The sequence below is a fragment of the Rhizobium sp. YTU87027 genome, assembly GCF_050644135.1.
Classification (GTDB): Bacteria; Pseudomonadota; Alphaproteobacteria; order Rhizobiales; family Rhizobiaceae; genus Rhizobium.
The window spans coordinates 3,482,501-3,507,959 of sequence record NZ_CP098440.1; the positions used below are offsets into that span (position 1 = coordinate 3,482,501).

The 25,459-nt window shown below is 59.8% G+C and carries 21 protein-coding genes, 1 tRNA gene and 2 rRNA genes (1 of these 24 only partly in view); 14 read left to right on the forward strand and 10 right to left on the reverse strand.

The window, feature by feature from the left end; all coding sequences use genetic code 11:
• The 4 genes from NBG89_RS17175 to NBG89_RS17190 form a co-directional block, all read left to right on the forward strand.
• Positions 1-1,974: ribosomal RNA gene (locus NBG89_RS17175) — 23S ribosomal RNA — on the forward strand; it begins 826 nt to the left of the window's first position.
• Between the two features lie 112 nt (positions 1,975-2,086).
• Positions 2,087-2,201: ribosomal RNA gene (gene rrf / locus NBG89_RS17180) — 5S ribosomal RNA — on the forward strand.
• Positions 2,202-2,448: 247 nt separating this feature from the next.
• Positions 2,449-2,525, forward strand: a tRNA-Met gene (locus NBG89_RS17185).
• Between the two features lie 560 nt (positions 2,526-3,085).
• Positions 3,086-4,210, forward strand: coding sequence for a helix-turn-helix transcriptional regulator (locus tag NBG89_RS17190; protein WP_431322727.1), 1,125 nt, complete (start codon positions 3,086-3,088; stop codon positions 4,208-4,210).
• Positions 4,211-4,218: 8 nt separating this feature from the next.
• On the opposite strand, the gene NBG89_RS17195 is transcribed toward NBG89_RS17190, so the two are convergent.
• The 4 genes from NBG89_RS17195 to NBG89_RS17210 all read right to left on the reverse strand — a co-directional run bounded on the left by NBG89_RS17195 (position 4,219) and on the right by NBG89_RS17210 (position 7,676).
• Entirely contained in the window at positions 4,219-5,529 is a 1,311-nt protein-coding gene (locus NBG89_RS17195; protein WP_431320926.1) for a hypothetical protein, read from the reverse strand.
• 133 nt (positions 5,530-5,662) lie between these two features.
• A complete protein-coding gene (csgH, locus tag NBG89_RS17200; RefSeq protein WP_431320927.1) occupies positions 5,663-5,968 on the reverse strand; it encodes a curli-like amyloid fiber formation chaperone CsgH in 306 nt (101 codons plus the stop codon).
• A 60-nt stretch (positions 5,969-6,028) separates the two neighbouring features.
• The gene (locus tag NBG89_RS17205; RefSeq protein WP_431320928.1) at positions 6,029-6,391 is read right to left on the reverse strand and encodes a hypothetical protein; all 363 of its coding nucleotides are present in this window, start codon (positions 6,389-6,391) and stop codon (positions 6,029-6,031) included.
• A gap of 259 nt (positions 6,392-6,650) precedes the next feature.
• On the reverse strand, positions 6,651-7,676 hold the full coding sequence (locus tag NBG89_RS17210) for a sensor domain-containing diguanylate cyclase (protein ID WP_431320929.1): 1,026 nt from the start codon (positions 7,674-7,676) through the stop codon (positions 6,651-6,653).
• Positions 7,677-8,142: 466 nt separating this feature from the next.
• Between NBG89_RS17210 and NBG89_RS17215 the strand changes: the two genes are divergently transcribed.
• The gene (locus tag NBG89_RS17215; RefSeq protein WP_431320930.1) at positions 8,143-8,847 is read left to right on the forward strand and encodes a GntR family transcriptional regulator; all 705 of its coding nucleotides are present in this window, start codon (positions 8,143-8,145) and stop codon (positions 8,845-8,847) included.
• Positions 8,848-8,972: 125 nt separating this feature from the next.
• Complete coding sequence (locus NBG89_RS17220) at positions 8,973-9,935, forward strand: dihydrodipicolinate synthase family protein (RefSeq protein ID WP_431320931.1); 963 nt, start codon at positions 8,973-8,975, stop codon at positions 9,933-9,935.
• A gap of 73 nt (positions 9,936-10,008) precedes the next feature.
• On the opposite strand, the gene NBG89_RS17225 is transcribed toward NBG89_RS17220, so the two are convergent.
• Positions 10,009-11,046: an Ldh family oxidoreductase gene (locus NBG89_RS17225; protein WP_431320932.1), complete on the reverse strand. Its 1,038-nt coding sequence runs from the start codon at positions 11,044-11,046 to the stop codon at positions 10,009-10,011.
• A 150-nt stretch (positions 11,047-11,196) separates the two neighbouring features.
• On the opposite strand from NBG89_RS17225, the gene NBG89_RS17230 reads away from it, so the two are divergent.
• The 8 genes from NBG89_RS17230 (at position 11,197) to NBG89_RS17265 (ending at position 19,898) form a co-directional block, all read left to right on the forward strand.
• Positions 11,197-12,714, forward strand: coding sequence for an aldehyde dehydrogenase (NADP(+)) (locus NBG89_RS17230; protein WP_431320933.1), 1,518 nt, complete (start codon positions 11,197-11,199; stop codon positions 12,712-12,714).
• Between the two features lie 184 nt (positions 12,715-12,898).
• A complete protein-coding gene (locus NBG89_RS17235; RefSeq protein WP_431320934.1) occupies positions 12,899-13,708 on the forward strand; it encodes a transporter substrate-binding domain-containing protein in 810 nt (269 codons plus the stop codon).
• A gap of 69 nt (positions 13,709-13,777) precedes the next feature.
• The gene (locus NBG89_RS17240) at positions 13,778-14,443 is read left to right on the forward strand and encodes an amino acid ABC transporter permease (protein WP_431320935.1); all 666 of its coding nucleotides are present in this window, start codon (positions 13,778-13,780) and stop codon (positions 14,441-14,443) included.
• A gap of 12 nt (positions 14,444-14,455) precedes the next feature.
• Positions 14,456-15,109: an amino acid ABC transporter permease gene (locus NBG89_RS17245; RefSeq protein ID WP_431320936.1), complete on the forward strand. Its 654-nt coding sequence runs from the start codon at positions 14,456-14,458 to the stop codon at positions 15,107-15,109.
• Positions 15,102-15,824, forward strand: coding sequence for an amino acid ABC transporter ATP-binding protein (locus NBG89_RS17250; RefSeq protein WP_431320937.1), 723 nt, complete (start codon positions 15,102-15,104; stop codon positions 15,822-15,824). The genes NBG89_RS17245 and NBG89_RS17250 overlap by 8 nt, the downstream gene beginning before the upstream one ends.
• Positions 15,825-15,831: 7 nt before the next feature.
• Entirely contained in the window at positions 15,832-17,082 is a 1,251-nt protein-coding gene (locus NBG89_RS17255) for an NAD(P)/FAD-dependent oxidoreductase (protein ID WP_431322728.1), read from the forward strand.
• Between the two features lie 86 nt (positions 17,083-17,168).
• Positions 17,169-18,860: an aconitase X gene (locus NBG89_RS17260; RefSeq protein ID WP_431320938.1), complete on the forward strand. Its 1,692-nt coding sequence runs from the start codon at positions 17,169-17,171 to the stop codon at positions 18,858-18,860.
• Positions 18,861-18,869: 9 nt separating this feature from the next.
• Positions 18,870-19,898, forward strand: a complete 1,029-nt coding sequence (locus NBG89_RS17265) for a trans-3-hydroxy-L-proline dehydratase (RefSeq protein ID WP_431320939.1) — start codon at positions 18,870-18,872, stop codon at positions 19,896-19,898.
• A 44-nt stretch (positions 19,899-19,942) separates the two neighbouring features.
• Here the strand turns inward: NBG89_RS17265 and NBG89_RS17270 are convergent, their stop codons facing one another.
• The 5 genes from NBG89_RS17270 to NBG89_RS17290 are packed head-to-tail and all read right to left on the reverse strand — an operon-like array spanning position 19,943 to position 25,393.
• Entirely contained in the window at positions 19,943-20,926 is a 984-nt protein-coding gene (locus tag NBG89_RS17270; RefSeq protein WP_431320940.1) for an ABC transporter ATP-binding protein, read from the reverse strand.
• Positions 20,919-21,926, reverse strand: a complete 1,008-nt coding sequence (locus NBG89_RS17275) for an ABC transporter ATP-binding protein (RefSeq protein ID WP_431320941.1) — start codon at positions 21,924-21,926, stop codon at positions 20,919-20,921. Before NBG89_RS17275 ends, NBG89_RS17270 begins: the two co-directional genes overlap by 8 nt.
• Positions 21,927-22,844: an ABC transporter permease gene (locus NBG89_RS17280; protein ID WP_431320942.1), complete on the reverse strand. Its 918-nt coding sequence runs from the start codon at positions 22,842-22,844 to the stop codon at positions 21,927-21,929. It abuts the gene before it with no gap.
• Positions 22,841-23,764: an ABC transporter permease subunit gene (locus NBG89_RS17285; RefSeq protein ID WP_431320943.1), complete on the reverse strand. Its 924-nt coding sequence runs from the start codon at positions 23,762-23,764 to the stop codon at positions 22,841-22,843. The genes NBG89_RS17280 and NBG89_RS17285 overlap by 4 nt, the downstream gene beginning before the upstream one ends.
• Before the next feature lie 48 nt (positions 23,765-23,812).
• Positions 23,813-25,393, reverse strand: a complete 1,581-nt coding sequence (locus NBG89_RS17290) for a peptide ABC transporter substrate-binding protein (RefSeq protein WP_431320944.1) — start codon at positions 25,391-25,393, stop codon at positions 23,813-23,815.
• Positions 25,394-25,459 lie beyond the last annotated feature (66 nt).

Here is a 25,459-nt window from a genome sequence, read left to right on the forward strand (position 1 = left end):
AATCAAACTCGGAAATAGCTGGTTCTCCGCGAAATCTATTTAGGTAGAGCGTCGACCGAATACCCTGGGGGGTAGAGCACTGGATGGGCTATGGGGACTCACCGTCTTACTGATCCTAACCAAACTCCGAATACCCAGGAGTACTAGTCGGCAGACACACGGCGGGTGCTAACGTCCGTCGTGAAAAGGGCAACAACCCTAACCTCCAGCTAAGGTCCCCAAGTCATGGCTAAGTGGGAAAGGATGTGAGGATCCCAAAACAACCAGGATGTTGGCTTAGAAGCAGCCATCATTTAAAGAAAGCGTAACAGCTCACTGGTCTAAATAAGGGTCTTTGCGCCGAAAATGTAACGGGGCTGAAGCCATGCACCGAAGCTGAGGATGTGTAGCAATACACGTGGTAGCGGAGCGTTCCGTAAGCCTGTGAAGGGACAGTCGTGAGACATCCTGGAGGTATCGGAAGTGCGAATGTTGACATGAGTAACGATAAAGAGGGTGAGAGACCCTCTCGCCGAAAGACCAAGGGTTCCTGCTTAAAGTTAATCTGAGCAGGGTTAGCCGGCCCCTAAGACGAGGCGGACACGCGTAGTCGATGGGAACCACGTTAATATTCGTGGGCCTGGTGGTAGTGACGGATTGCTCAACTTGTAAGGTCTTATTGGATTGATCTTGCAGGGACGCGGTTCCAGGAAATAGCTCCACCGTATAGACCGTACCCGAAACCGACACAGGTGGTCAGGTAGAGTATACCAAGGCGCTTGAGAGAACTATGTTGAAGGAACTCGGCAAATTGCACGCGTAACTTCGGAAGAAGCGTGACCCCTTCGCACGCAAGTGTGGTGGGGTGGCACAGACCAGGGGGTAGCGACTGTTTATCAAAAACACAGGGCTCTGCGAAGTCGCAAGACGACGTATAGGGTCTGACGCCTGCCCGGTGCTGGAAGGTTAAGAGGAGAGGTGCAAGCTTTGAATCGAAGCCCCAGTAAACGGCGGCCGTAACTATAACGGTCCTAAGGTAGCGAAATTCCTTGTCGGGTAAGTTCCGACCTGCACGAATGGCGTAACGACTTCCCCGCTGTCTCCAACATAGACTCAGTGAAATTGAATTCCCCGTGAAGATGCGGGGTTCCTGCGGTCAGACGGAAAGACCCCGTGCACCTTTACTATAGCTTTACACTGGCATTCGTGTCGGCATGTGTAGGATAGGTGGTAGGCTTTGAAGCGGGGACGCCAGTTTCCGTGGAGCCATCCTTGAAATACCACCCTTATCGTCATGGATGTCTAACCGCGGTCCGTTATCCGGATCCGGGACAGTGTATGGTGGGTAGTTTGACTGGGGCGGTCGCCTCCGAAAGAGTAACGGAGGCGCGCGATGGTGGGCTCAGACCGGTCGGAAATCGGTCGTCGAGTGCAATGGCATAAGCCCGCCTGACTGCGAGACTGACAAGTCGAGCAGAGACGAAAGTCGGTCATAGTGATCCGGTGGTCCCGCGTGGAAGGGCCATCGCTCAACGGATAAAAGGTACGCCGGGGATAACAGGCTGATGACCCCCAAGAGTCCATATCGACGGGGTTGTTTGGCACCTCGATGTCGGCTCATCGCATCCTGGGGCTGGAGCAGGTCCCAAGGGTTTGGCTGTTCGCCAATTAAAGCGGTACGTGAGCTGGGTTCAGAACGTCGTGAGACAGTTCGGTCCCTATCTGCCGTGGGTGTAGGAATATTGACAGGATCTGTCCCTAGTACGAGAGGACCGGGATGGACATATCTCTGGTGGACCTGTTGTCCTGCCAAGGGCATAGCAGGGTAGCTACATATGGAATGGATAACCGCTGAAGGCATCTAAGCGGGAAACCAACCTGAAAACGAGTATTCCCTATCAGAGCCGTGGAAGACGACCACGTTGATAGGCCGGGTGTGGAAGCGCAGCAATGTGTGAAGCTTACCGGTACTAATAGCTCGATTGGCTTGATCGTTCTCATTGATCAATGCTCATCTCCGACACAAGCGTGTCGGGGTGACGCCTAAACGTGTTCAAAAGAAAACAGGCGAATGCCTGCCAGCTTCTCAATTGTTGCGCTTCGCTGACCTGGTGGTTATGGCGGGGCGGCTGCACCCGTTCCCATTCCGAACACGGCCGTGAAACGCCCCAGCGCCTATGGTACTTCGTCTTAAGACGCGGGAGAGTCGGTCGCTGCCAGGTCTGCTAAACGCAACAACAAATCTTCTCATCATGAAATGACGGCCCAAGCCGAAACAAAAAGGGCCGCCTAAAGCGGTCCTTTCTGATTTGGGCCCTATATACAGAATGAAAAATCGGCGCACCGGACAGCTCGTCTGATGGTGCGTCCCTTACATGAACAACTTGTCTTCGCAAGTTGCTCAGGAAGAAGGCATAACCGCCAAGCGGTTACGCCGCCGCGACATTCGGTAAAGCCGAATGCGCTGGACGCGGGGTGGAGCAGCCCGGTAGCTCGTCAGGCTCATAACCTGAAGGCCGCAGGTTCAAATCCTGCCCCCGCAACCAATCCCCTAAAAAGCTAGAAAGACCGAAGTGTCCATAGCGCACCCACGCCTGGCAAATATCCTTGATCTTTGGCCCTCGGTGCTCTTTTGATGCATGTTGCATCAATTTATACCTCTATTGTTGTAATGGTTGGGAATATATTAGGCATTTTGCAACAAGAAGGCGCATGTTATTCTTGGAAGTCCTTAGGTTTTAGGGGGATGTCGGGATTGCCCCCGACATGGCATCGGCGTTGTTTGGTCTTAGATGAGCCAACGAGCGTCGTGTTGTTGTAAGCATTGGCTGCACGACTAGGAAAAATACAATCGGGAGGAGGCCTCCGATGTTTCGCATTGAGACGTGGCTTTTCTAGGCCGTTGAGGCGTGTTGCCAACAGGCGAGTGGCTGGGAACCACCTTCGACCGCACGGTCGGACCGGGATGAAGGTAGCCTGAATTATTCATGAGAGCTGAAAGCGCGGCAATGGTGCCGCTGTATACGGTATCGGGCGGATAGCGTTGTGAGAGCACGCGTCCGTATCTGACACTTTGGAAATTCGCCACAGCATTGGAGTGGGTCCGATGATCAATAGCTTTGGTGAAGACATCTACTTGCCTTTGGTGCAACTGATCTATGAGACCGTTGTCAGCCCCCCCGAATGGGAAAAGGTCTTAGCGGAACTGATCGACATCACCAAAGCAGCGGCGGGTGCTGTCGTGGGCTTTAAGGGAGCGGAGGATCGGCGCGCGAGCGTGTTCGCAAAGGGCGTCCCGAAAGTCGCGCTCAGCAATCCGCAGATGATAGCTGCATTGCATGCAGCGACGCTCACCCTGGGGCAAGGGGCGTTCCTGACGGTCGATCTAAAAGTCAAGATCAACCCGCAATGGAACGTGCCCGTACACGAGTGCTTTGGTACCGAGGGTAGCCTTCTCATGCTCTTGCTCGTCAAGGAAGGCGGGCGCCGGATTGCACTGATGCTTCATTTCGATCGGCCAGGTCGAAGCGAAACCGACAGAGCAGCTGAAACTCTGATGAAACTATTGCCACACTTTCAGACAGCCTTTGCGATTCAAAAGGCTGCGCTCCTAGAGCGTGAAAAATCCGCACATATGGAGAGCGCCTTCTTTAGTTCGTCGGCACCCTCTGCCCTCATCACCGAGGATTATCAGGTGCGCCTGGCGAATGCGAGCTTTGAGAAGTTTGTCGAAGCGTCGCATCTACTCGTCGAATATAGCGACTCGGTGATCGATTTCGTTGATACGGCCCTGCAGGAAGAAGTTGCTCGGCTGATCGGCATGGCGGCCTCCCATGGGCGCGTCCGGCATGTCGCCTGGGTCGAGGATAAGGTAAAGAATATCAAGTGGCTTGTCAGCGTGGACGCGTTGTCGGGGCGCGTTGGCCTAGGATCGCAATTCAAGAATGTTTTTGCCACCAACGAGCGTGTTTACATGCTCACGATACGGGAACTTGGTGGAAACAGCCTGCTGGCGCCTGACACCATAAAGTCGATTTTTGGCCTGACGCCGACGGAGGCTGATCTCGCATATTGTCTCCTGAGGGGAGAGACGGCTTCGGAGATCGCTCGGCAGCGCGGCGTCTCAAAGAACACCGTCCATAACCAGCTTGCCTCTGCGATGGCACGCGTAGGCGTGAGCCGGCAGACTCAATTTCTGCACTGCCTGTCCATGCTTTCCGCGATGTGTTGAAGTCCCGCTCAGAATCGCCAGGTAATGCTGACGGAAACGTTGTAGTCGATCGCGTGACTCATGCCGATTGTAGGCGATACGCCACCTGCGTCCGCGATGTAATTGATCGTCGGCACTTTGTTGAGGTAGTCAATGCCGGCGTTCAAACCGACAAGCAGGTTCTCCTTGGGCGCATAGCGCAGCCCGGCGCCAATGCCGGCAAGCAGGCTGGCGTCGTCACGCGTTTCGGAGACGAAGTCGAAAGCACCAGTCGATACACTCGGCAGAACTGCAGAGTAGTGGCTGCGATAGCGGGAGTGGAGGTAAGCGCCACCAAATCTCGCATCGAGCGAGACGCTGAGATCCGGCTGCAGCGCCTTGGCTATGCCGAGTTCGGCCAGAGCGCCGACATAGCGTGCATCGAGTTCATCGTTCTGTTCGACGCCAACCTGCGGGACCGATATGCCAGGGATGCTGGACCCAATAACGAGCGTCCTGCGAAAATCCACGTCGCGATCAATGGAGCGATACATCGGGCCGAACTTCGGGGTGATAGTCCAGCCGCCCTGGAGGTCGATCGGAGCGCCGAGTAGCAGTTCCTGATCGATGACAGTGGCATCCTCGCTGCGCTCGTCGACGATCGCGCTGTTGCTGAGGTCGCCGGTTGCTCGCAAGGTGAGGCCGGTGTTGTCAGCATAGGCCGCGTAAGCCGCAGCACTGGGTGTGCCACCATTGGTCACCAGCGCGGTAAATACGCCACCGGTAATCGAGCTGCTCGAGGCAAACTGGGTAATCCGGCCAGTGGGGTCCGACGACGACGCCGTGGAGTTAATGTGCGCTGTCCCGCCCGCGCTGTCGTTTACCGTCACATCTGCCACGGCGGCTGCTGGAAGGATGCCCGCCGGGGATGCCGTTAGTGTATTGATGCTGCCGTTCGCCGAGTTGCCAAAGCTTAGGTTCAGCGAATTCTGTCCGGCAAGGCTCGTTCGGTTCGTGGAATTGGATGAAAGGCCCGCGATGCTGCCGTTCCACTCCAGAACAAGGGGCTGCGACCCTATCTGCCCAAGCGGCAGATCCAGGCTGATGCCAAGGTTGAGACCGTCGTCAACGACCCTGCTGTCTCCGCTTCCGAAGAAATCGGGCCTTCGCGAACCCCAACTCGGCAAGCTTAACCAGTTGATGCCTGTCCCGATCTCCAGGCTTGGGGTGGCGTCCTCGTTCTGCGGCGCTAGCGTGGTGTCGTCGGCACGTGCAGTGGAGGTTGTGCCAGTAAGGCTTGCTAGGACCGCAACCAGAATTGCGGCCACTTTCTGGGGCAGAACGGCTTGGCGGATTCGCATTCTCTCGTCACCTCAAGATGGCGCCGACGCAGGCCGACGCGACACGCTGAGGTCTATTACTATTATAATTTAGTATACAATCAATTAGTCGCGGCGTCCGTCCTTGGGAGATGGTGCCATCGGGACATAAATGTCACGGCACCGAAACCACGCAGAGCTTCTCGCCGTTCGGACCATAGACGGTGAGCCGGGCGCTCCATCCGTTCGGCGACACGGAGACGGTTGATCTTGAAAGCGCGAGCCGTCCCGGGTTGTCCTTCTGGAAATCACCGCCTTGAACGTTGCTTGAAGTGTTGCCATTGGAACTCGAGAAAATCTCAAACTGATAACTTCCTGCGCCGCGACCGTCGCTTTCGATCGTCGGGACCAGGGTCATGGCATCCCCATTCTCTTTATGATGCTCGATGATGCAATGGACGGGGGGGAGGGCAGCAATCATTGTAGGACTCCCTAGCAAAGGAGGTCAGCGGCACGGCCGCTGACCTAAAGATATACTCGACTAATGCTGGATGGTCGTGGAGCTGTTGCCGACGCCGGACTGAACAGTGAGCGAGTTGTTGCCGAAGCCGGACTGGATGGTAGCAGAGACGTTTCCTAGGCCCCCTTGTACGGTAGTTGAGTGGTTGCCGACGCCGAATTGGGCTGTACCGGATGCGTTGTAGGCACCGAACTGAACGGTTGCCGAGTGATTCGCAATACCGGATTGGCCGGTAATGCTGAAGTTCCGGAAGCCGTTCTGGGCCGTGCCGGCGACGTTGCCCCAACCGCTTTGAAATGTCTGGGCTATATTATCCGCGGCGAACGCGCCGGAGATTGACGAAAGAGCAAACACGGTTGCAATTACTAGGCCCTTGATTTTCATTGTATCTCTCCTCTTCCTCCCGCCGGAATTGACGGTTGAGAGACACTACCGCATCGCTAGTCGCGCTAGGGCTGCAAAGCTTGCCTAACCCAAGAGGGAAGTCTCTAGTTTGAGCCAAGGAATATGGCTGCGAATTGGTCAGAGAGTGTGACAGGTGGTCTATTGCGCCATGCCAATAGGGATCTTCGCCAGAAGATTGGGCAAGAGGAACAGCAGAGTTTCCCGGGTTGCGCTGCGCCTAACGCAGCAGATGGAAGATCTATACAGCTATCCGCTTAGAAAGCATATACGGGCAGCGTTTTGCCGTGACGCCCGAGCCTATCCGGCAAGACGATGACTGGGGGATCCACTGGCCCCCTCGACCAGGGTAAGGTTCCTGCCCTCGGATTTCGCCCGTAAGAGCGCGGCATCCGCCCTTTGCAATAAGGTCGCGGTTGGCTTCCCGTCTTCCGTCGAGGCGATCCCGACTGATACGGTCACCGTCCCCAGGGGTTCCCTGATAGGTAATGGGGGCGGCCTCGACCGCAATACGGACCTTCTCTGCAATACCAAAGCCCATGTCTCTCGTCGATTCGGGCAGAATGATCGTGAACTCCTCGCCACCGAAGCGGTAAACGGAGCCTGACTTGCCGGCCGTTTCGTCCATGAAGGTTGCGACCTGCCGCATCACGTGATCACCGGCGTCGTGTCCGAACTCGTCATTGAAGCGCTTGAAGTGGTCGATGTCGACCATCAGGCAGGCCGTCGGGCGATCCGCGGAATCTCGGCGCAGTCGGTTCATTTCGTCGTCCAGTGAGCGTCGATTGAGAAGACCGGTGAGAGGGTCCCTGACGGCAAGATGCGTCAACCGATCTCTGAGCTGCAGATTGGCGATCGCCAGCCCGATGTTCTCGGCGATGATTTCGATGTAGAGCCGTGCGCTCTCCATTGCTTTGCCGCCATCCGTTCCCTCGAAATAGAGGAGGCCGACCGTGTCGCCGTGGGCTGACAGCGGTATGCAGATACAAGCATCGTCCCCAGCCTCCAGATGTTGGCAGGGTATATCGCCGCCCGAATGGTCGCTGATATGGGGCCTACCGCGCCGCAACCCCCAGCATTCCGCCGGCGCCAGGATGTCGTGTGACCGGCGCGGCTGGTGCCACTGGCTGGCAGACGTCAGCGCCGACCGGCCGCTGTTCATGAGGTACAGGTGCCCGGCGAGGTGCGGCAAAATCTGTGGCGCGAAAAGTGAGACGACCTCGGCAAGCTCTTCATGCTGCTGGCAGGCCTGAAGTCGATGCATCATCTGAAGGATGTGATCTTTCGTCTTTTGATCGTGCCGCCGCTCGGCATCAAGGCGCTCTCGTTCCAGGCCATTATCTCTGAAGATCTGGATCGCTTCGTTCGTTATGGGCGGACAAAATGAAAGCCCCGCCTGAGACAACAGTGAGTACAACCGCAACGGCATATGCCCAATTGGTGATCGTGCTGATCCGCATCCTGTTTCGTGCTCCGCGACACGTTGGTTCGCCTGCGTGGGCTCCTCGATGCTAAACTACGGCGATAAACGAGCATTTGATTCAGGCTCTCCAGGCGATACGCCTGGCTGATGCAGCGGGAGCGTCGCCGGCAGTCTAACACGTTGTCAATGGTTCCCGCCGCCTTTTGTCTATTCGACACGTCACCCTGGCCTTTGGCTTGCCGGGGTTGCCGGTGCTATTGATCCTATGTGCGAGAAAAAGTATTCCTTTTGTCGACAAAAGGATTCCAGGATGACTGATAACGATACGAATTCCACTCCTGAACGCAAGCGCGGCTCCGGCGTCAAGGTGGTCTATGACCTCCTGCGCGACGAGATCCTTGATCTGGTTTTGCCACCCGGCAGCCCGATCGATGAGGTGCAACTGGCCGAGCGGTTTAAGATGTCGCGCACACCGATCCGCGAGGCGCTGGTTCGGTTGGCGGGCGAGGGGCTGATTGATACGTTGCCCAATCGTTCGACCATGGTCTCGAACATCGATTTCTTCAACATGCACACCTTCTTCGATGCGCTAGTGCTGATGTATCGCGTGACGACACGCCTTGCCGCCCAATATCATCGTGCCGAGGACCTGCAGGTAATCCGCGCGCGTCAGGCCGAGTTTGCTGCCGCCGTGGCGGCGCAGGACGCCTTGGCTATGATTGCCACAAACGCCGCCTTCCATTCGGCCATCGCCGAGGCGGGTCGGAACGCTTATTTCACCGGCCTTTTCAATCGCCTTCTCGACGAAGGGCGGCGGATCCTGCGGCTCTATTACCAGTCCTATGAGGATCGCTTGCCGCAACGTTTCGTCGACGAGCACGAGGACATTATCGCGGTCATCGCTGCGCGCGATACCGAGGCCGCCGACCGCTTAGCGACGATCCATGCAGAGCAGATCGTGCAGCAGATACAGAAACTTTTCGCACGCGGCGGCAAGCTGGATATTGCTCTTTGATCTGCTGCATAATTTTTGTCGACAAATAATATGCAAGTGCTATAGTTGCCTTCGAAGACACGGGGACCGGGCCAATGCTTGCGAGTCGATCCCTTCCGTCCCGCCAGGCAAACAGGAGTTTCTCAATGAAGGCCAAGATTTTTTCCGGTGTAATTCCAGCTCTGATGACCCCCTGCAAGCAGGATCGTACCCCCGACTACGACGCCCTCGTCCGCAAGGGGCAGGAACTGATTACCCAGGGCATGTCGGCAGTCGTTTACTGCGGCTCCATGGGTGACTGGCCGCTCCTCACCGATGCGCAGCGCATGGAAGGCGTGGAACGCCTGGTAAGGGCCGGCATTCCGGTCATCGTCGGCACCGGCGCTGTCAACAGCGCGTCTGCTGTTGCCCATGCGGCGCATGCCCAGAAGGTCGGGGCAAAGGGTCTGATGGTTATCCCGCGCGTCCTGTCGCGCGGCTCGGTGATTGCAGCTCAGAAGGCGCACTTCAAGGCGATCCTTTCGGCTGCTCCGGATCTTCCAGCGGTCATCTACAACAGCCCTTATTATGGCTTCGCCACCCGCGCGGACCTGTTCTTCGCGCTCCGCGCCGAACATCCGAACCTCGTTGGCTTCAAGGAGTTCGGTGGCGCGGCTGATATGCGCTATGCGGCAGAAAACATCACCAGCCGCGATGATGGCGTTTCGCTGATGATCGGTGTCGACACGGCCGTCTTCCACGGCTTCGTAAATTGCGGTGCGACGGGCGCCATCACGGGCATCGGCAACGTCCTGCCGAAGGAAGTGCTGCATCTTTGCAACCTGGCCCAAGCCGCCGCTGCCGGCGACGCGGATGCCCGCCAGCGGGCGCTGGAGCTCGAGCAGGCGCTGGCCGTCCTCTCCTCCTTCGACGAAGGCGCGGACCTCGTGCTGTTCTTCAAGCACATGATGGTGCTGAAGGGCGACAAGGAATACACGCTCCATTTCTACGAAACGGACGTTCTGACGGACAGCCAGCGCGGCTACGTCGAGTCTCAGTTCAAGCTTTTCAACACCTGGTACGCAGAATGGAGCAAGCTCCCCGGCGCTGTAGAGAAATACAAGGTCTGATTTCAAGGACTCTCAAATCAAAAGGCCCTCCGCTTGGAGGGCCTTTGCGTTATCAGCGGTGTCAGGCGGTGGCTCAGGCCACCGCATCCAGGCCGAGCGCGAACAACCGTTCGAGCTGCTTGATCTCGGCGTCGGTCAGCGTAATGCCATCGGCCTCCGATTTGGCGCGTGCCACATACCGGCGCTGCGAGGGCAGGCGGGCGCCCTGGCCAACGATTGCCTCGAACAGTGTCTCGGCCCGTGCAAACGGATTGCCCGGTCGGCCGGCTGCGAAGGCTTCAGGGGAGAAGGCGATGATCAACTCGCCGTGGAACGGCGCAAGCGTGGTCGTGCCGAGATAGTCCAGCACCTCAGGGCTTGTCAGATCGCCGATCATGATGCCGGCCAACAGCTCGATCATCGTACCGATCGCAGATCCCTTGTGTCCTCCGAAGGGCAGCATGGCGCCGGCAAGCGCAGCTTCCGGATCGGTGGTCGGATTGCCTTCGGCATCGATCGCCCAGCCCTCCGGCAGCGACTTGCCGGCCCGCCGGTGTAATTCGATTTCGCCGCGCGCGGCGACCGACGTTGCAAAATCGAAGACATAAGGCGGTTGGCCGGCGCGCGGCCAGGCGAAGGCGAAGGGGTTGGTGCCGAGCAGCGGCTTGTTGCCGCCAGTCGGTGCAACCGTCGCATAGCTCGGGCACATCACCAGGCCGGCAAGCCCCTGTTCGGTCAGCGCTTCCGCTTCCGGCCAAAGTGCCGAGAAATGCGTGCAGTCGTTGATGACGAGCGCCGCAAGTCCGCAGGAGCGGGCGCGCTCTACGAGCGCCGGCAGGCCGAGTTCGAAGGCCGGATTGGCAAAGCCGCCCTTGGCATTGACCTTCACAATCGCCGAACCCTCCTGCAGCAGCAGTTCCGGCACCGCATCCGGCTTTACCTTGCCGGCCTTGACAGTGCGCAACGCACCCTCGATCCGGTAGATGCCGTGCGATTTGCAGGCATCCCGTTCCCCGGCGACGATCACGCGAGCGAGTGCGCCGGCTTGGATCTCGTTGAGGCCGGCCTTGCGAAAGATCGCATCGACCCGCTCCTTCAGTGCCGGGACGGTCAGGGTGGTGTTATCGCTCATCTTGTGTCTCTCATGGATGGCCCGGCCGCCGACAGCGATCGAGTGTTGATGTTGTAAATACATAGAGTATACAAAGATCCGACTTGTGCAATTCGCCTCCGGACGGATTTTCGCGTAAAGCACTCCGGGCACTCAAGAAAGGAATCGCAGATGGTCTTCACTCCCAATGGAAAACACCTCATCGCGGGCGAATGGCTCGACGGAGCAGGTACTTTTGCATCCGCGCCGGCCCACGGTCCAGTGCATCAATTCGCCGTCGGCACCGTTGATCTGGTGAACCGCGCTTGCGAGGCAGCCGAAGATGCTTTCTGGAGCTACGGCTACTCCACCCGAGCGGAACGGGCGGCATTCCTGCGTGCGATCGCCGATGAGATCGAGGCTCGCGCCGAAGCGATCACGGAGATCGGTAGCCAGGAAACGGGTCTGCCTCAGGCTCGCCTGCAGGGCGAACGCGGTCGTACGACCGGCCAGTTGCGTCTCTTCGCCGAGCACATCGAAAAGGGCGAATATCTCGACCGCCGCCGTGACGCGGCACTACCCGACCGTCAGCCTGCGCCGCGCCCGGAAATCCGGCTCATCCAGCGCCCGGTCGGCCCGGTGGCTGTCTTTGGCGCTTCGAACTTCCCGCTGGCCTTCTCGACTGCCGGCGGTGACACAGCGGCAGCACTTGCCGCGGGTTGCCCTGTCGTAGTCAAGGGGCATTCGGCGCATCCCGGAACCGGCGAAATTGTCGCGCAGGCTATCGAGGCGGCTATTCGCAAGACGGGTGTTCATCCTGGCGTCTTCTCGCTGATCCAAGGTGGCAACCGCGATGTTGGTCATGCGCTCGTGCAGCATCCGCGGATCAAGGCTGTCGGCTTCACCGGTTCGCTCGCCGGCGGTCGTGCGCTCTTCAATCTCTGCGCGGCGCGGCCGGAGCCGATCCCCTTCTTCGGCGAACTCGGTTCGGTCAATCCGATGTTTTTGCTGCCCGAAGCGTTGAAGGCGCGTGCAGAAACGCTCGGCCAGGGCTGGGCTGGGTCGCTGACCATGGGTGCCGGCCAGTTCTGCACCAACCCCGGCATCGCCGTAGTGGCGGAAGGCGCCGATGCCGATCGCTTTGTTGCGGCAACGGTCGAAGCACTTGGCAAGGTAGCGCCACAGACCATGCTGACCGATGGTATCGCGAAGGCCTACCAGGATGGGCAGTCCCGCTTTGCAACTCGCAATACGGTCAAATCGCTGTTCACCAGCGAGTCCTCCGGCCGCTCAGCCGCTCCGAACTTGTTTGAGACGACTGGCGCACAGTTCCTCGCCGATCACGCCCTGGGCGAAGAGGTCTTCGGACCGCTCGGCCTGGTCGTCCGTGTGCAGACGATCGATGAGATGGAGCAACTCGCTCGTGGCTTCGAAGGTCAGTTGACGGCGACGATCCATATGGATGCAGGCGACATTGCCGACGCCCGTCGTCTGCGCCCCGTGCTGGAACGCAAGGCAGGACGAGTCCTGGTCAATGGATTCCCGACCGGGGTCGAGGTGGTCGATTCCATGGTCCATGGCGGACCCTATCCAGCTTCGACAAACTTTGGGGCAACCAGCGTCGGCACAATGTCGATCCGGCGCTTCCTCCGCCCGGTTTCGTACCAGAACATGCCGGAAGATCTCCTGCCGGAAGATTTTCTCGGCTGATTCCTATCAAGGGTAGAAAAGCAAAGGGCGGCCATGACTTGGCCGCCCTTTTTTGTCGACATGGCCGCTATTCAACTTATACTTTTTGCATACTTCATGTATTTTAGCATTGATTTGCGCGCGCCGACGGGGAATAGTGCGCCTCGCTGTCAATCGACAATCCAACTCTGGGAGAGAGAATAGAATGAAACCCTCGGTCCTCGCCTTCGGCCTTCTGGCCGCCGCCACCGTTCTGACCAGCCCGGCCAAGGCCGATAAGCTGGATGACATTATCGGCTCGGGCACGCTGCGCTGCGCTGTCGTGCTGGACTTCCCGCCGATGGGTTCGCGCGACGAGAACAATAATCCGATCGGCTTCGACGTGGACTATTGCAACGATCTGGCCAAGGCGCTGGGCGTAACTGCCGAAATCGTTGAAACCCCGTTCCCCGAGCGTATTCCGGCACTGATGTCGGGTCGCGTCGATGTCGGCGTCGCCTCGACGTCCGACACGCTGGAGCGTGCCAAGACCGTTGGCATGACGGTTCCCTACTTTGCGTTCGAGATGGCTGTTACCGCCAACGAGAAGTCGGGTGTGAAGTCCTTCGAAGACATGAAGGGCAAGGTGGTCGGCGCCACTGCCGGTACGTACGAAGCAATCGCGCTCGAACAGCAGGTCAAGGCCTGGGGCGTGGGCGAGTTCCGTCCTTACCAGACGCAAGCCGACGTGTTCCTGGCACTGAGCCAGGGCCAGCTTGACGCCACCGTCTCGACCTCCACTGTTGCTCAGGCCAACGTCAAGACCGGCAAGTTCCCAGGCATCGCAGTGGTCGGCAAGGCGCCGTTCGATATCGACTACGTCGCGCTCTTCACCAACCGCGAAGAATACGGCCTCGTCAACTACCTGAACCTGTTCATCAACCAGCAGGTTCGTACTGGCCGCTACGCCGAACTCTACAAGAAGTGGGTCGGCGGTGACGTCCCGTCGCTCGCGGTCAACGGCGTTTACCGCTAATCCGTGCCGTTTCTCCCGCGGCGCGAGGTCATTCCTCGCGCCGTAGCTCTACGAAAAGGTGAGACGGTCATGTTCAACTACACCTTCCACTGGAACCAAGCGTTCAAGGCCTTGCCGCATATGCTGGACGGCGCGCTGGTCACGCTGCAGATTGCGCTCTTGTCCATGATCATCGGACTGGCTTGCGCGATCGCGCTGACCCTGTTCCGACTATCCGGCAACCGCATTCTGGATGGTTTTGCCACGGCCTGGGTCGAGATCGCGCGAAATACGCCTGCGCTCTTCCAGATCTACATGGCCCATTTCGGGCTCGGCAACTTCGGCATTCACCTCACTCCGTTTACCGCGCTTCTGGTCGGTATCGCCTTCAACAATGCCGGTTATCTGGCAGAAAATTTCCGCGGCGCGCTAAAAGCGATCCCGGACACGCAGACACGCGCCGGGCGCTCGCTTGGCATGACGTCGATGCAGGCTTTTCGCCTGATCGTGCTGCCGCAGATGCTACGCGTGGCCTTTCTGCCGGCGACTAACCAGATGGTCTGGGCCGTCCTGATGACATCGCTCGGGGTGACGGTCGGCATGAACACCGATCTTGCTGGTGTGACGCAAGAGCTGAATGCACGTTCTTTCCGCACCTTTGAATTCTTCGCCTTGGCTGCCGTGATCTACTACGTCATCGCCAAGGTTCTGACCTTAGCCGCCCGGGCACTCGCCTGGCGTATGTTCCGCTACTGAGAGAGGTGAGAGATGTTTAGTACTGCCCTCACCTGGAGTGATCTGGCCTTCCTCGCGCAAGGCGCGGGAATGACGCTTGCGGTCACGGTCGTTTCGGTTGCTGCCGGGACCGTTCTCGGTATCCTTTTTGGGATGATCCGCGTCGAACTCGGACCCTACTGGTCGGCACCGCTGACCTTCGCGCTGGACGTCTTCCGCTCGGTGCCTTTGTTGATCCAACTCGTGCTTGGCAACGCCCTCCAGTCGATCATGCGGCTTGGCTGGCCTCCGTTCACGACTTCCTGCGTCGTGCTGTCGCTCTATACGGCCGCCTATTGCACGGAGATCGTTCGCGGCGGTATTTCCGCGGTGCCGCCAACCACGCGTCGCGCGGCTCGCTCGCTCGGCATGACCTGGTGGCAAGACATGCGCTATATTGTTGCGCCGCTCGCCACCCGCGTTTCGCTTCCCTCCTGGATCGGCCTGACGCTCGGCGTCATGAAGGATTCAGCGCTGATGCTCTGGCTCGGCCTGATCGAGCTGTTGCGCGCCTCGCAGATTCTCGTGACCCGGCTGCAGGAGCCGCTGTTCATTCTGATGATCTGCGGTGCCGTCTACTTCATTATCAGCTTTCCCATCGCCCGGATTGGCGGGTATCTCGAAAAACGGTGGTCCCCCAATGATTGAGATTGAAAACGTCCGCAAATCCTTCGGCCCTTTGGAGGTTCTGAAGGGCATCAACCTCACTGTCCCAAAGGGTGAGGTGCTGACCATCATTGGCGGCTCCGGTTCGGGAAAGTCGACGCTGCTCACCTGCATCAACGGCCTCGAAGCCATTGACAGCGGTCGTATTGTCGTTGACGGCACTGATGTCCATGCCAAGGCGACCGACCTCAACAAACTCCGCCGCAAGCTCGGCATCGTCTTCCAGCAGTGGAACGCTTTCCCGCACCTGACCGTGCTGGAAAACGTCATGCTCGCGCCGCGAAAGGTGATCGGCCTCTCCAAGGCGGAAGCCGAAGCGATCGCCGTGAAGCAGCTCACCCACGTCGGCCTTGGGGAGAAGCTCAAGGTCTATCCGAACCGTATGTCCGGCGGCCAGCAGCAGCGCATGGCGATTGCCCGGGCGCTGGCCATGTCGCCGGAATACATGCTGTTCGATGAAGTCACCTCGGCGCTTGACCCGCAGCTTGTTGGCGAAGTGCTAGACACGCTCCGCATGCTCGCCTCCGAAGGCATGACGATGATCTGTGTCACGCACGAAATGAAGTTCGCACGTGAAGTGTCAGACCGCGTTGCCTTCTTCCACAAGGGCGTGATGGCCGAGATTGCTCCGCCGGAAGAGCTGTTCGGTGCGCCGAAGGACCCGGAGCTGCAGGCTTTTCTGGCTGCTACCCATTGAGGCGATGATGAACAATCAAAACCAACCTGACGTCATTGTGATCGGCGCGGGTGTCGTTGGACTTTCCGCGGCGATCGTAGCACAGGCAAGAGGGCTTTCCGTCGTCGTACTCGACCGGGAGGGTCCTGCTGCCGGAGCATCAGCAGGAAATGCCGGCGCCTTCGCCTTTACCGACATCTTGCCGCTTGCCTCGCCCGGCATCCTGAAGAAAGCGCCGAGGTGGCTTCTCGATCCGCTCGGCCCGCTGTCGGTGCGGCCTGCCTATGCCTTGCAGATAGCGCCGTGGATGTTCCGGTTCTGGCGTGCCTGCGCGCCGGGCCGTGTCGCCCATTCGACAGCGGCGCAAACCGCGCTGATGGACCTTTCGAAGGCCGAGCTCGAGCCATTCCTCCAGCAGACCGGCACCGGCGCCATGCTGCGCAAGGACGGCAATCTGCAGGTCTACGAAGGCGAAGCGGAATTGAAGGCCTCGCTTCCCGGCTGGAAGGCACGGGAAGCGCATGGGATCGAATTCCATCACCTTGATGCCAAGGGTATCGCCGAGATCCAACCGGGTCTGGCGCCGCGCTTTACTCACGGCACCTTCACGCCCGGCTGGTACTCGATCGCCGATCCCAAGCTATATACCCTGGCCCTGGCGGATCATTTTTGCGCCTTGGGCGGCGCGATCGAGCGCGCAGAAGTCACGGCTTTGCGTCCCGGCGAGGGCGGCGTCGATGTTGTAAGCGTCGGTGGAGCCTCGCGACGTGCTGCACGGGTGGTTCTGTCGGCGGGCGCCTTTTCGCACCAAGTGGCCCGCACGATCGGCGAGAACATTCCGCTCGAAACGGAGAGGGGCTACAATACCACGCTTCCTCCCGAGGCTTTCGACCTGCGGACACAAATTACCTTCGGCGGCCACGGTTTTGTCGTTACCCGGCTATCGACGGGTATCCGCGTCGGTGGCGCCGTTGAACTTGGAGGTCTCAAGCTCCCGCCGAATTTCCGCCGCTCGGACGCGATGCTGGAGAAGGCGCGCAATTTCCTGCCCGGCCTGAAGCCGCAGGGCGGCGTGCGATGGATGGGGTTCCGCCCGTCCTTGCCCGACAGCCTGCCCGCCATCGGCCAAGCCCGTGACACGCAGCGGGTGATCTACGCTTTCGGTCACGGCCATCTCGGCTTGACGCAGTCGGCAGGCACCGCACGGATCGTCGCGGATCTGTTGACTGGCAAGAAGCCCGCGATCGACATCGCGTCCTTCTCGCCCCAAAGATTCTGACGGAGGCGAACAGCGAGCCGACAGCGATGTTGGCTCGTAACGCCCCCGTTGGTGACCGCCATCTCCCCGTTTGAGGCCTCACCTGAATGAAACAGTCCGCACTCGATCGCAGCATTCTCGGTGGTTCCGCCAGTGGCCGCATCATCGCCACCCAGGAGGCCTTGAGCTTCTGGGGAGGAGTGGACCCGGCGACCGGCAGCGTGATCGATGTCCACCATCCGCTTCACGGAACCTGCTTGACAGGTAGCATCCTGATGATGCCGTCGAGCCGCGGATCCTGCACTGGTTCCGGTGTGCTTCTTGATCTCGTGCTGACAGGTCGCGCACCGGCCGCTCTGGTTTTTTCCGAAGCCGAGGACGTGCTGACGCTCGGCGCTCTGATAGCCTCTGAAATGTTTGGAAAGCCATTGCCGGTCGTGCGGCTTGGGCGGGAAGCCTTTGCGGCGCTCTCCCACGCCCATACCGCCGAGATCAGCGATGCGGCGGTTGTGGCAGACGGGTTGGAGATTCCGATCGCTACTCCGGCGACCGCTACACTTGACCTCACCGAAGCCGACCGCGCGATGCTTGACGGGCAACAGGGCGTCGCCGTTCAGCAGGCCATGCGCATCATCTGCGCCATGGCCGCGCAGCAGGGCGCACGCAGCCTTATCCGTGTCACGCAGGGCCACATCGACGGCTGCATCTATGCGAGCCCGGCCAATCTCACCTTCGCGGAAAAGATGGCCGAGATGGGGGCGCAGGTCTGCGTGCCGACGACCATGAATGCCATTTCCGTCGATCGTGCCAATTGGCAGGCGCAGGGCGTGCCGCAGGCCTTCGGCGACCCGGCCGCCCGGCTTGCCGATGCCTACCTCCGCATGGGCTGTCGGCCGACTTTTACTTGTTCTCCCTACCTGCTCGAAAGCGCGCCGCAGGCGGGCGAAGCCATTGCCTGGGCGGAATCCAATGCGGTGATCTTCGCCAACACGGTCCTCGGCGCGCGGACGGCAAAGCACCCAGATTTCCTCGATCTCTGCATCGCGCTGACCGGCCGAGCGCCGCTCTCCGGCGTCTATCTCGATGAGCACCGGAAGGCGCCGCGGGTCATCGATGTGGAGCTGCCGGACCGCGTCGATGATGCCTTCTGGCCGCTAATCGGCTATCTCGCCGGTCGCGCCGCACCAGACCGTATTCCGCTTCTGCGCGGCCTGAGCTCCGCACAGCCTTCGCAAGACGATCTCAAGGCATTGTGTGCCGCCTTCGGCACCACCTCAGCAGCACCCATGCTGCATGTAGAAGGTGTCACGCCAGAAGCAGCCGGCGCTGCACGAGACGATGCCGATCATGCTTCGATCTCCCGGGCCGATATGGTCGCCGCGTGGACGGTTCTGAACGCCGGGCCGGAAGAGGTTGAACTCATCGCCATCGGCAGCCCGCACGCCTCCCTGACCGAGTGCCGCGCCTTGGCGGAGGTCCTTGCCGGTCGCCGTCGGCATCCCGATGTCGCGGTGATCGTCACCGCTGGACGGCAGGTTATCAGCGACGCCCGCAACGAAGGTCTGCTCGGCAGATTGGAGGATGCGGGGGTGCAGGTGCTGCCAGATCTCTGCTGGTGTTCGATCTCCGAGCCCGTATTCCCGACGCGGACCCGTGCCCTGCTGACGAATTCCGGCAAGTATGCCCACTACGGCCCAGGGCTCTCCGGCCGCGCCGTTCGCTTCGGCAGCCTTGCCGATTGTGTCGAAGCGGCTCTAACTGGTCGCGTCCCCCCGCGGCTCCCCAATTGGCTTTCCTGAGGAGGTATCATGCGCAGTACCAAGACCATCCATGTCGTGTCCGCCCATGCCGAGGGCGAGGTGGGCGATGTCATCGTCGGCGGCGTTACGCCGCCACCCGGCGAAACCATATGGGAACAAAGCCGCTGGATCGCTCGCGATGGGACGTTGCGCAACTTCGTGCTGAACGAACCGCGTGGCGGCGTCTTCCGCCACGTCAATCTGCTGGTGCCCCCGAAGCATCCCGATGCCGATGCCGCCTTCATCATCATGGAGCCCGAGGACACGCCGCCGATGTCCGGATCGAATTCGATCTGCGTGTCGACGGTGTTGCTGGACAGCGGCATCCTGCCGATGCAGGAGCCCGTCACCGAGATCACCCTGGAAGCGCCCGGTGGCCTCGTCCATGTACGTGCCGAGTGCCGCAACGGCAAGGCCGAGCGCATCTTCGTGCAGAACCTGCCGAGCTTCGCCGAGCGGCTGGATGCGAAGCTGGAAGTCGAGGGTCTGGGCACGCTAACCGTCGATACAGCCTATGGCGGCGACAGCTTCGTGATCGTCAATGCAGCCGCGATGGGCTTCAGCCTGACGCCGGACGAGGCCCATGACATTGCGAAGCTCGGCGTGCGTATCACCAATGCAGCCAACGCCGCGCTAGGATTTCATCACCCCGAAAATCCGGACTGGAAGCACTTCTCCTTCTGCCTCTTCGCAGGGTCGGTGGAGCGCACCGCCGAAGGCCTGCGTGCGGGCGCCGCCGTCGCGATCCAGCCCGGCAAGGTCGATCGCTCGCCGACCGGAACGGCGCTGTCGGCGCGTATGGCGGTATTGCATGCGCGCGGCCAGATGAAGCTCGAAGATCGTCTAACGGCTGTCTCGCTGATCGGCTCGACCTTCTCCGGCCGCATTCTCGGCACGACGAAAGTCGGCGATCGCGCGGCGATCCTGCCGGAGATTTCTGGCCGGGCCTGGATCACCGGCACCCATCAGCACATGCTCGATCCGTCGGACCCCTGGCCAGAGGGCTACCGGCTCACCGACACCTGGGGTGCGCGCTGAATGGATGAGAAGGCCTGCCTGACGGCAGGCCTTCCGTCTGTTTGCTAACGATCCATGTGATAGCAGGCGGCGGTCTGCCCAGCACGAACCTGCTCCGTTGCCGGCATTTCCTTGCGACAGATTTCCGTCGCCTTCCAGCAGCGCGGAGAAAAGACGCAGCCTGGCGGCGGATTGAGTGGCGAGGGCGGATCACCTTGTAGGCGGATACGTTGTCGGTTCCGGGCAAGTTTCGGATCGGGCACGGGTGCCGCCGAAAAGAGGGCTTGCGTGTAGGGATGCGCTGGCCGGTCGAATACGGTAGCGCAATCGCCGGCCTCGACCACCTTGCCGAGATAGAGCACTAGCACGTCGTCCGAGATTAGTCGCACGACTGAAAGATCATGGCTGATGAAGATCAACGTCAGCCCAAACTCCTTGCGAAGCTTGCGCAGCAGCGTGATGACCTGCCCCTGGATCGATACGTCGAGTGCTGAGACCGGCTCGTCGCAGATAATGAGCTTCGGTCGCGTCACGACAGCGCGGGCGATGCCGATGCGCTGCGCCTGGCCGCCCGAGAATTCGTGCGGATAGCGGTTGATCATCTCCGGCACGAGGCCGACAGCACCCATGATTTCCCGCACGCGCGCCACGCGTTCGGCTTTCGTAAGCTTCGGTTCGAAGACTGTGAGCGGTTCGGCAATGATGTCGCCGACGGTCATGCGCGGGTCGAGCGAGGCGATCGGATCCTGGAAGATGATCTGCATGTCGCGGCGAGCTGCCCGCATCTCTTCGTCCGATAGGTCGAGGAGATTCCGGCCCTGCCACAAGATCCGGCCTTTTTGCGACTTCAGCAGACGCAGGATCGAGCGGCCGAGCGTCGACTTGCCGCAACCGGACTCGCCGACGACGCCGAGTGTCCGGCCTTCTCTGAGGTCAAAGCTGACATTGTTCACGGCGGTCAGCAGTGATGGCGGTTTGAAGAAGCTCTTCGACGGGATTTCGAACTGAGTAGTGAGGTTCTCAACTCGTAGGAGCGATCGTTCAGCCATGGTTCAAAACCTCCTCACGGCGCGGGAAGGGATGGAAGCAGGCCGCGGAATGACGTTCCGCCAATGTCTCGAGCTTCGGTGATACGTCGATGCAATCGTTCTGAACCATGGGACAACGCGGCGAGAAGCTGCAGCCCTTCGGCAGGTGCTGCAAATTGGGCGGCCGGCCGGGGATGACGGCGAGTTGGTCGACGTCCTGATCCGGCCGCGGAATGGAAGCGTGCAGCGCAGCCGTATAGGGATGCGCCGGCACCTCGAAGAGTTCGTCGACCGGCGCTTCCTCGACAATCCGCCCGGCATACATGACGGCCACGCGATCCGCGAGGCCCGCGACGACGCCCAGATCATGCGTGATCATGACAAGCGCCGTGTTCATTTCCGCCGTCAGGTCGTTGAAGAGATCGAGGATTTGCGCCTGGATCGTAACGTCAAGCGCTGTCGTCGGCTCGTCGGCGATGAGCAGCTTCGGCTTGGTCAGCAGCGCCATGGCAATGACGATGCGCTGGCGCATGCCGCCCGACAGCTCGTGCGGGTAGAGGTTGAAGCGCCGCGTTGGGTCGGGGATGCCGACCCGCTTCAGCATATCGAGTGCCTCGTTGCAGGCAGCCCGTGCCGTGAAGCCCCGGTGGACCTCGAGCTGCTCCGTCAATTGGCGGGAGATCCGCAGCGACGGATTGAGGGCCGTCATCGGGTCCTGGAAGACCATGGCCATGTCCTTGCCGCGGACATGGTCGAGTTCGCGCGGCTTCAACGCCAATACGTCCTTGCCCTCAAGCAACGCCTGGCCGCTGGTGCGGCCGTTCTTGGCAAGCAGGCCCATGACGCCGAGGAAGGTCTGGCTTTTGCCCGATCCCGACTCGCCGACAATCGCCACGCGCTCGCCGCGCCGGATCGAAAGGTTCATGTTGGAAACGGCCTTCACCTCGCCATCCGGCGTCGCAAAGGTGATCGAATAGTCTTTCAGTTCGAGAAGCGTATCGTTTTTTGTTTCTTGTTGCATCTATCGATCCTTCGGGTCGAACGCGTCGCGCAGGCCGTCGCCGATGAAAAGCAGGCTCATCAGCAAGGCGACGAGGAAGCAGGCCGGGAAGATCAGCAGCCACGGCATGCTTTCCATGGCGTCGGTGCCCTCGGCAATCAGGGTGCCGAGCGACGTCAGCGGTTCTTGAACACCGAAGCCAAGGTAGGACAGGAAGCTCTCTGTCGCGATAATTTCCGGAACCGTCAGCGCGGCGAAGATCACCACCGGTCCGACGAGGTTCGGGATGATGTGCTTGAGGATGATCTTGAATGGCTTCTGGCCGGACGCGCGGGCTGCTTCGATGAACTCACGCTGCTTGATCGACAGCGTTTGTCCGCGCACGATTCGGGCCATGGTCAGCCACTCAAGCGCACCGATTGCTGCAAACAGCAGGTAGACGTTTCGGCCGAACACCACCATCAGCAGGATGACGAAAAGAATGTAAGGCAGTGCATACATGATATCGACGAAGCGCATCATGATCGCATCGAGCCTGCCGCCGATGTAGCCAGAAATCGCGCCGTACAGCACGCCAATCACCACCGAAACGATGGTTGCCGTTGCCGCGACGGCGAGTGACACGCGGGTACCGTAGAGCACACGGGCAAGCAGATCTCGGCCATTCGGATCGGTGCCGAAATAGTGGCCGCTCTCCATATCGGGCGGCATCCGGAATGCCGCCCAGTCCGGCTCCTCATAGTCGAATGTGATGAGGTACGGGCCGAGGAATGCCGCCAGAATCAGGAGGACGAGCACAATGATGGCAACCACTGCTGCCTTGTTGCGGGAAAGACGACGCAGCGCATCGCCAGTCAGTGAGCGGCTCTTGTGGGAGAGCCCCTCGGCTTCGAGAAGTTGGGCCGCAAGCAACTCTCTCTTTGCGGGATTGAGGATCATCGGTTTCTCACTTTCGGATCGAGCCACGCATAGGCAATGTCGACGAGAAGGTTCAGAACGACGATCAGCACCATGTAGAAGATGACAGTGCCGAGAACCATGCCGTAGTCGCGGTTCAGCGCTGCGTTGACGAAGTAGCGGCCGATGCCGGGCAATCCGAAGATGCTCTCGACAACGAGCGAGCCAGTGAGAAGGTAGCTGGCCGCCGGGCCGAGATAGGACACGACAGGCATCATGGCGGGCTTCAGCGCGTGACGCATGACCGTTAGCCGCGGGCCGATGCCCTTGGCCTTGGCGGTGCGAATGTAGTTCTGGTTCATCACCTCGATCATCGAGCCGCGGGTCATGCGCGAGATGCGGCCCGCATGCGGCAATGCCAGCACAACGATCGGGATGACGAGATACTTGAACGAGCCGTCACCCCATCCGCCGACGGGCAACCAGCCGAGGTGGATGCCGAAAATCAGCTGCAGGATGGGCGCAATCAGAAAGTTCGGAAGAACCAGGCCGACGAGAATGAGCAGGCCGAGGACGTAGTCGGGCGCCTTATTCTGATAAACCGCCCCAAGACAGCCAACGGTCACGCCGATGAGAATGGCAAAGATGAAGGCGAGGCCGCCAATGGTGAAGGTGTAGGGCAAGCCAATCATGATCTGCTGGGCAACGCTGAAGTCTTCGTTGGCGAAGGACGGGCCAAGGTCACCCTTCAGGACGTCGAAGACATAGATCAGGTATTGTTCGATCAGCGGCTTATCGAGATTGTAGTGGGCCGCGAGGTTTTTCAGAATCACCGGCGGCAATGGCCGCTCGCCATCAAAGGGGCCGCCGGGAGCAAGGCGCAAGACAAAAAAGCTGAGTGTCACGGCGATCCACATCACGGGGATCGTCGACAGCAGGCGACGGAGTGCGTATTTGATCATGGTCGTGGATCGGCCCTTCCCACGTTCAGCGCGAAGGGCCGGTGTTCCTTATTCTTTGATTGACAGCCAGCGCGTGCGGTGGATGTCCTGAATATTGTCTTCGAAGCCCTGGACCTTCGGCGAAACGACGTTCTTCGAGACATAGTAGTACAGCGGAATGGCGGCGCTGTCGTCGAGCGCAAGCCGCTCGGCCTTCTTGAAGATCTCGGCGCGTGTCTTCAGGTCTGTCTGGGCGTTGGCTTCCTTGATCAGCTTGTCGTATTCCGGATTGCTCCAGCGGCCGTAGTTCATCGAGACGCCGGAAACCAGCAGACCGAGGAAGTTGTCCGGATCGTTGTAGTCCGCGATCCATCCGGCGCGGCCGATCTCGACCTGACCATGCTGCATTTCGTCGTAATGCACCTTGGTTTCGGTATTGTAGAGCTCGATCTGAACGCCGAGCGGCTTCCACATCGAAGCAATGGCGACCGCCACGCGCTTGTGGTTGTCGTTGGTGTTGTAGCGAAGCTGTGCTTTCAGCGGATGGTCAGGTCCGAATCCGGCTTCTTTGAGCAGCTTCTTTGCTTCTTCCACCTTTTCCTTGTACGGCATGTCCTTCCAGCTGACATAGGCAGGCTCGCCGTAGTTGGCGGTGCCTGGCGGAACCCAGGAATAGGCCGGCAGTTCGCCGGTGCCGAGAATCTTCGGACCGATCACTTCGCGGTTGACGGCCATGGAGAGGGCCTGGCGGACGCGCTTGTCGTTGAACGGCGGCTTGGTGGCGTTGAGGACGTAATAGTAGCTCGCAAGGTACGGCGTGACGTGCGCCTGACCCGGCAGGTTCTTCTTCATCCACTCGTACTGGTCAGTCGGGAAGTCGGTCATGATGTCGAACTCGCCGGCCCGGTAGCGCTTCAGGGCCGCTTCCTGGTCTTCGAGCGTGAAGAATTTGACGCCGTCGATCTTCAGGTCTTTCTCGCCGTAATACTGGTCGTTCTTGACGGTCGTGACGGACGCGCCCGGAATCCACTCGGTCGGTTTGTACGGGCCGTTGGTGACGATGTTGCCGATCTTCACCCAATCGGTGCCCTTCGCCTCAACCACATGCTTCGGCAGCGGATAGGCAGTGTAGTGCATCAACGAATTGATGAAGTAGGGGGTTGGGTTCTCGAGCGTGATCTCGAGCGTCTTGTCGTCGATTGCCTTAACGCCGAGCTGGCTGAAATCGGTGATTTCGCCCTTGTTGATCTTTTCCGCGTTCTTGATGGTGAACTGCAGGTACGCGTATTCGGCGGCGTTCTTCGGATCAACCAGGCGCTGGAAGGCGAAAACAAAGTCGCCGGCCGTTACCGGCTGTCCGTCCGACCACTTGATGCCGTCACGAAGCTTGAAGGTATAGACCTTGCCGTCGTCCGAAACCTTCCAGCTTTCGGCCTGCCCCGGAATCGGATCGTCCTTCGGGTCTTCCGTTACGAGGCCCTCGAAGATGTCGCCTGCAATGCGGTTTTCATAGTCGCTCGACAGCTTCTGGGGGTCGAGTGACTGCGGGTCGCCACCGTTGTGGATATTGAGCGTCGCTGCATGCGCCGACACGGCCAACAGTGAACCAAACACTGCTGAAGCCAGGATTTTTTTCGTAAGGAAGTTCATATGGGGGCCACCTTTCTAGGCTTTGCGCCTTTATTAGTCGTTTGTTCCCGTGACCAGTTACGTCCA

Coding starts and splice junctions, on each gene's coding strand:
- NBG89_RS17190 (WP_431322727.1), top strand. CDS start 3,086: ATGATCAATAGCTTTGGTGAAGACATCTACTTGCCTTTGGTGCAACTG.
- NBG89_RS17195 (WP_431320926.1), bottom strand. CDS start 5,529: ATGCGAATCCGCCAAGCCGTTCTGCCCCAGAAAGTGGCCGCAATTCTG.
- csgH (WP_431320927.1), bottom strand. CDS start 5,968: ATGATTGCTGCCCTCCCCCCCGTCCATTGCATCATCGAGCATCATAAA.
- NBG89_RS17205 (WP_431320928.1), bottom strand. CDS start 6,391: ATGAAAATCAAGGGCCTAGTAATTGCAACCGTGTTTGCTCTTTCGTCA.
- NBG89_RS17210 (WP_431320929.1), bottom strand. CDS start 7,676: ATGATGCATCGACTTCAGGCCTGCCAGCAGCATGAAGAGCTTGCCGAG.
- NBG89_RS17215 (WP_431320930.1), top strand. CDS start 8,143: ATGACTGATAACGATACGAATTCCACTCCTGAACGCAAGCGCGGCTCC.
- NBG89_RS17220 (WP_431320931.1), top strand. CDS start 8,973: ATGAAGGCCAAGATTTTTTCCGGTGTAATTCCAGCTCTGATGACCCCC.
- NBG89_RS17225 (WP_431320932.1), bottom strand. CDS start 11,046: ATGAGCGATAACACCACCCTGACCGTCCCGGCACTGAAGGAGCGGGTC.
- NBG89_RS17230 (WP_431320933.1), top strand. CDS start 11,197: ATGGTCTTCACTCCCAATGGAAAACACCTCATCGCGGGCGAATGGCTC.
- NBG89_RS17235 (WP_431320934.1), top strand. CDS start 12,899: ATGAAACCCTCGGTCCTCGCCTTCGGCCTTCTGGCCGCCGCCACCGTT.
- NBG89_RS17240 (WP_431320935.1), top strand. CDS start 13,778: ATGTTCAACTACACCTTCCACTGGAACCAAGCGTTCAAGGCCTTGCCG.
- NBG89_RS17245 (WP_431320936.1), top strand. CDS start 14,456: ATGTTTAGTACTGCCCTCACCTGGAGTGATCTGGCCTTCCTCGCGCAA.
- NBG89_RS17250 (WP_431320937.1), top strand. CDS start 15,102: ATGATTGAGATTGAAAACGTCCGCAAATCCTTCGGCCCTTTGGAGGTT.
- NBG89_RS17255 (WP_431322728.1), top strand. CDS start 15,832: ATGAACAATCAAAACCAACCTGACGTCATTGTGATCGGCGCGGGTGTC.
- NBG89_RS17260 (WP_431320938.1), top strand. CDS start 17,169: ATGAAACAGTCCGCACTCGATCGCAGCATTCTCGGTGGTTCCGCCAGT.
- NBG89_RS17265 (WP_431320939.1), top strand. CDS start 18,870: ATGCGCAGTACCAAGACCATCCATGTCGTGTCCGCCCATGCCGAGGGC.
- NBG89_RS17270 (WP_431320940.1), bottom strand. CDS start 20,926: ATGGCTGAACGATCGCTCCTACGAGTTGAGAACCTCACTACTCAGTTC.
- NBG89_RS17275 (WP_431320941.1), bottom strand. CDS start 21,926: ATGCAACAAGAAACAAAAAACGATACGCTTCTCGAACTGAAAGACTAT.
- NBG89_RS17280 (WP_431320942.1), bottom strand. CDS start 22,844: ATGATCCTCAATCCCGCAAAGAGAGAGTTGCTTGCGGCCCAACTTCTC.
- NBG89_RS17285 (WP_431320943.1), bottom strand. CDS start 23,764: ATGATCAAATACGCACTCCGTCGCCTGCTGTCGACGATCCCCGTGATG.
- NBG89_RS17290 (WP_431320944.1), bottom strand. CDS start 25,393: ATGAACTTCCTTACGAAAAAAATCCTGGCTTCAGCAGTGTTTGGTTCA.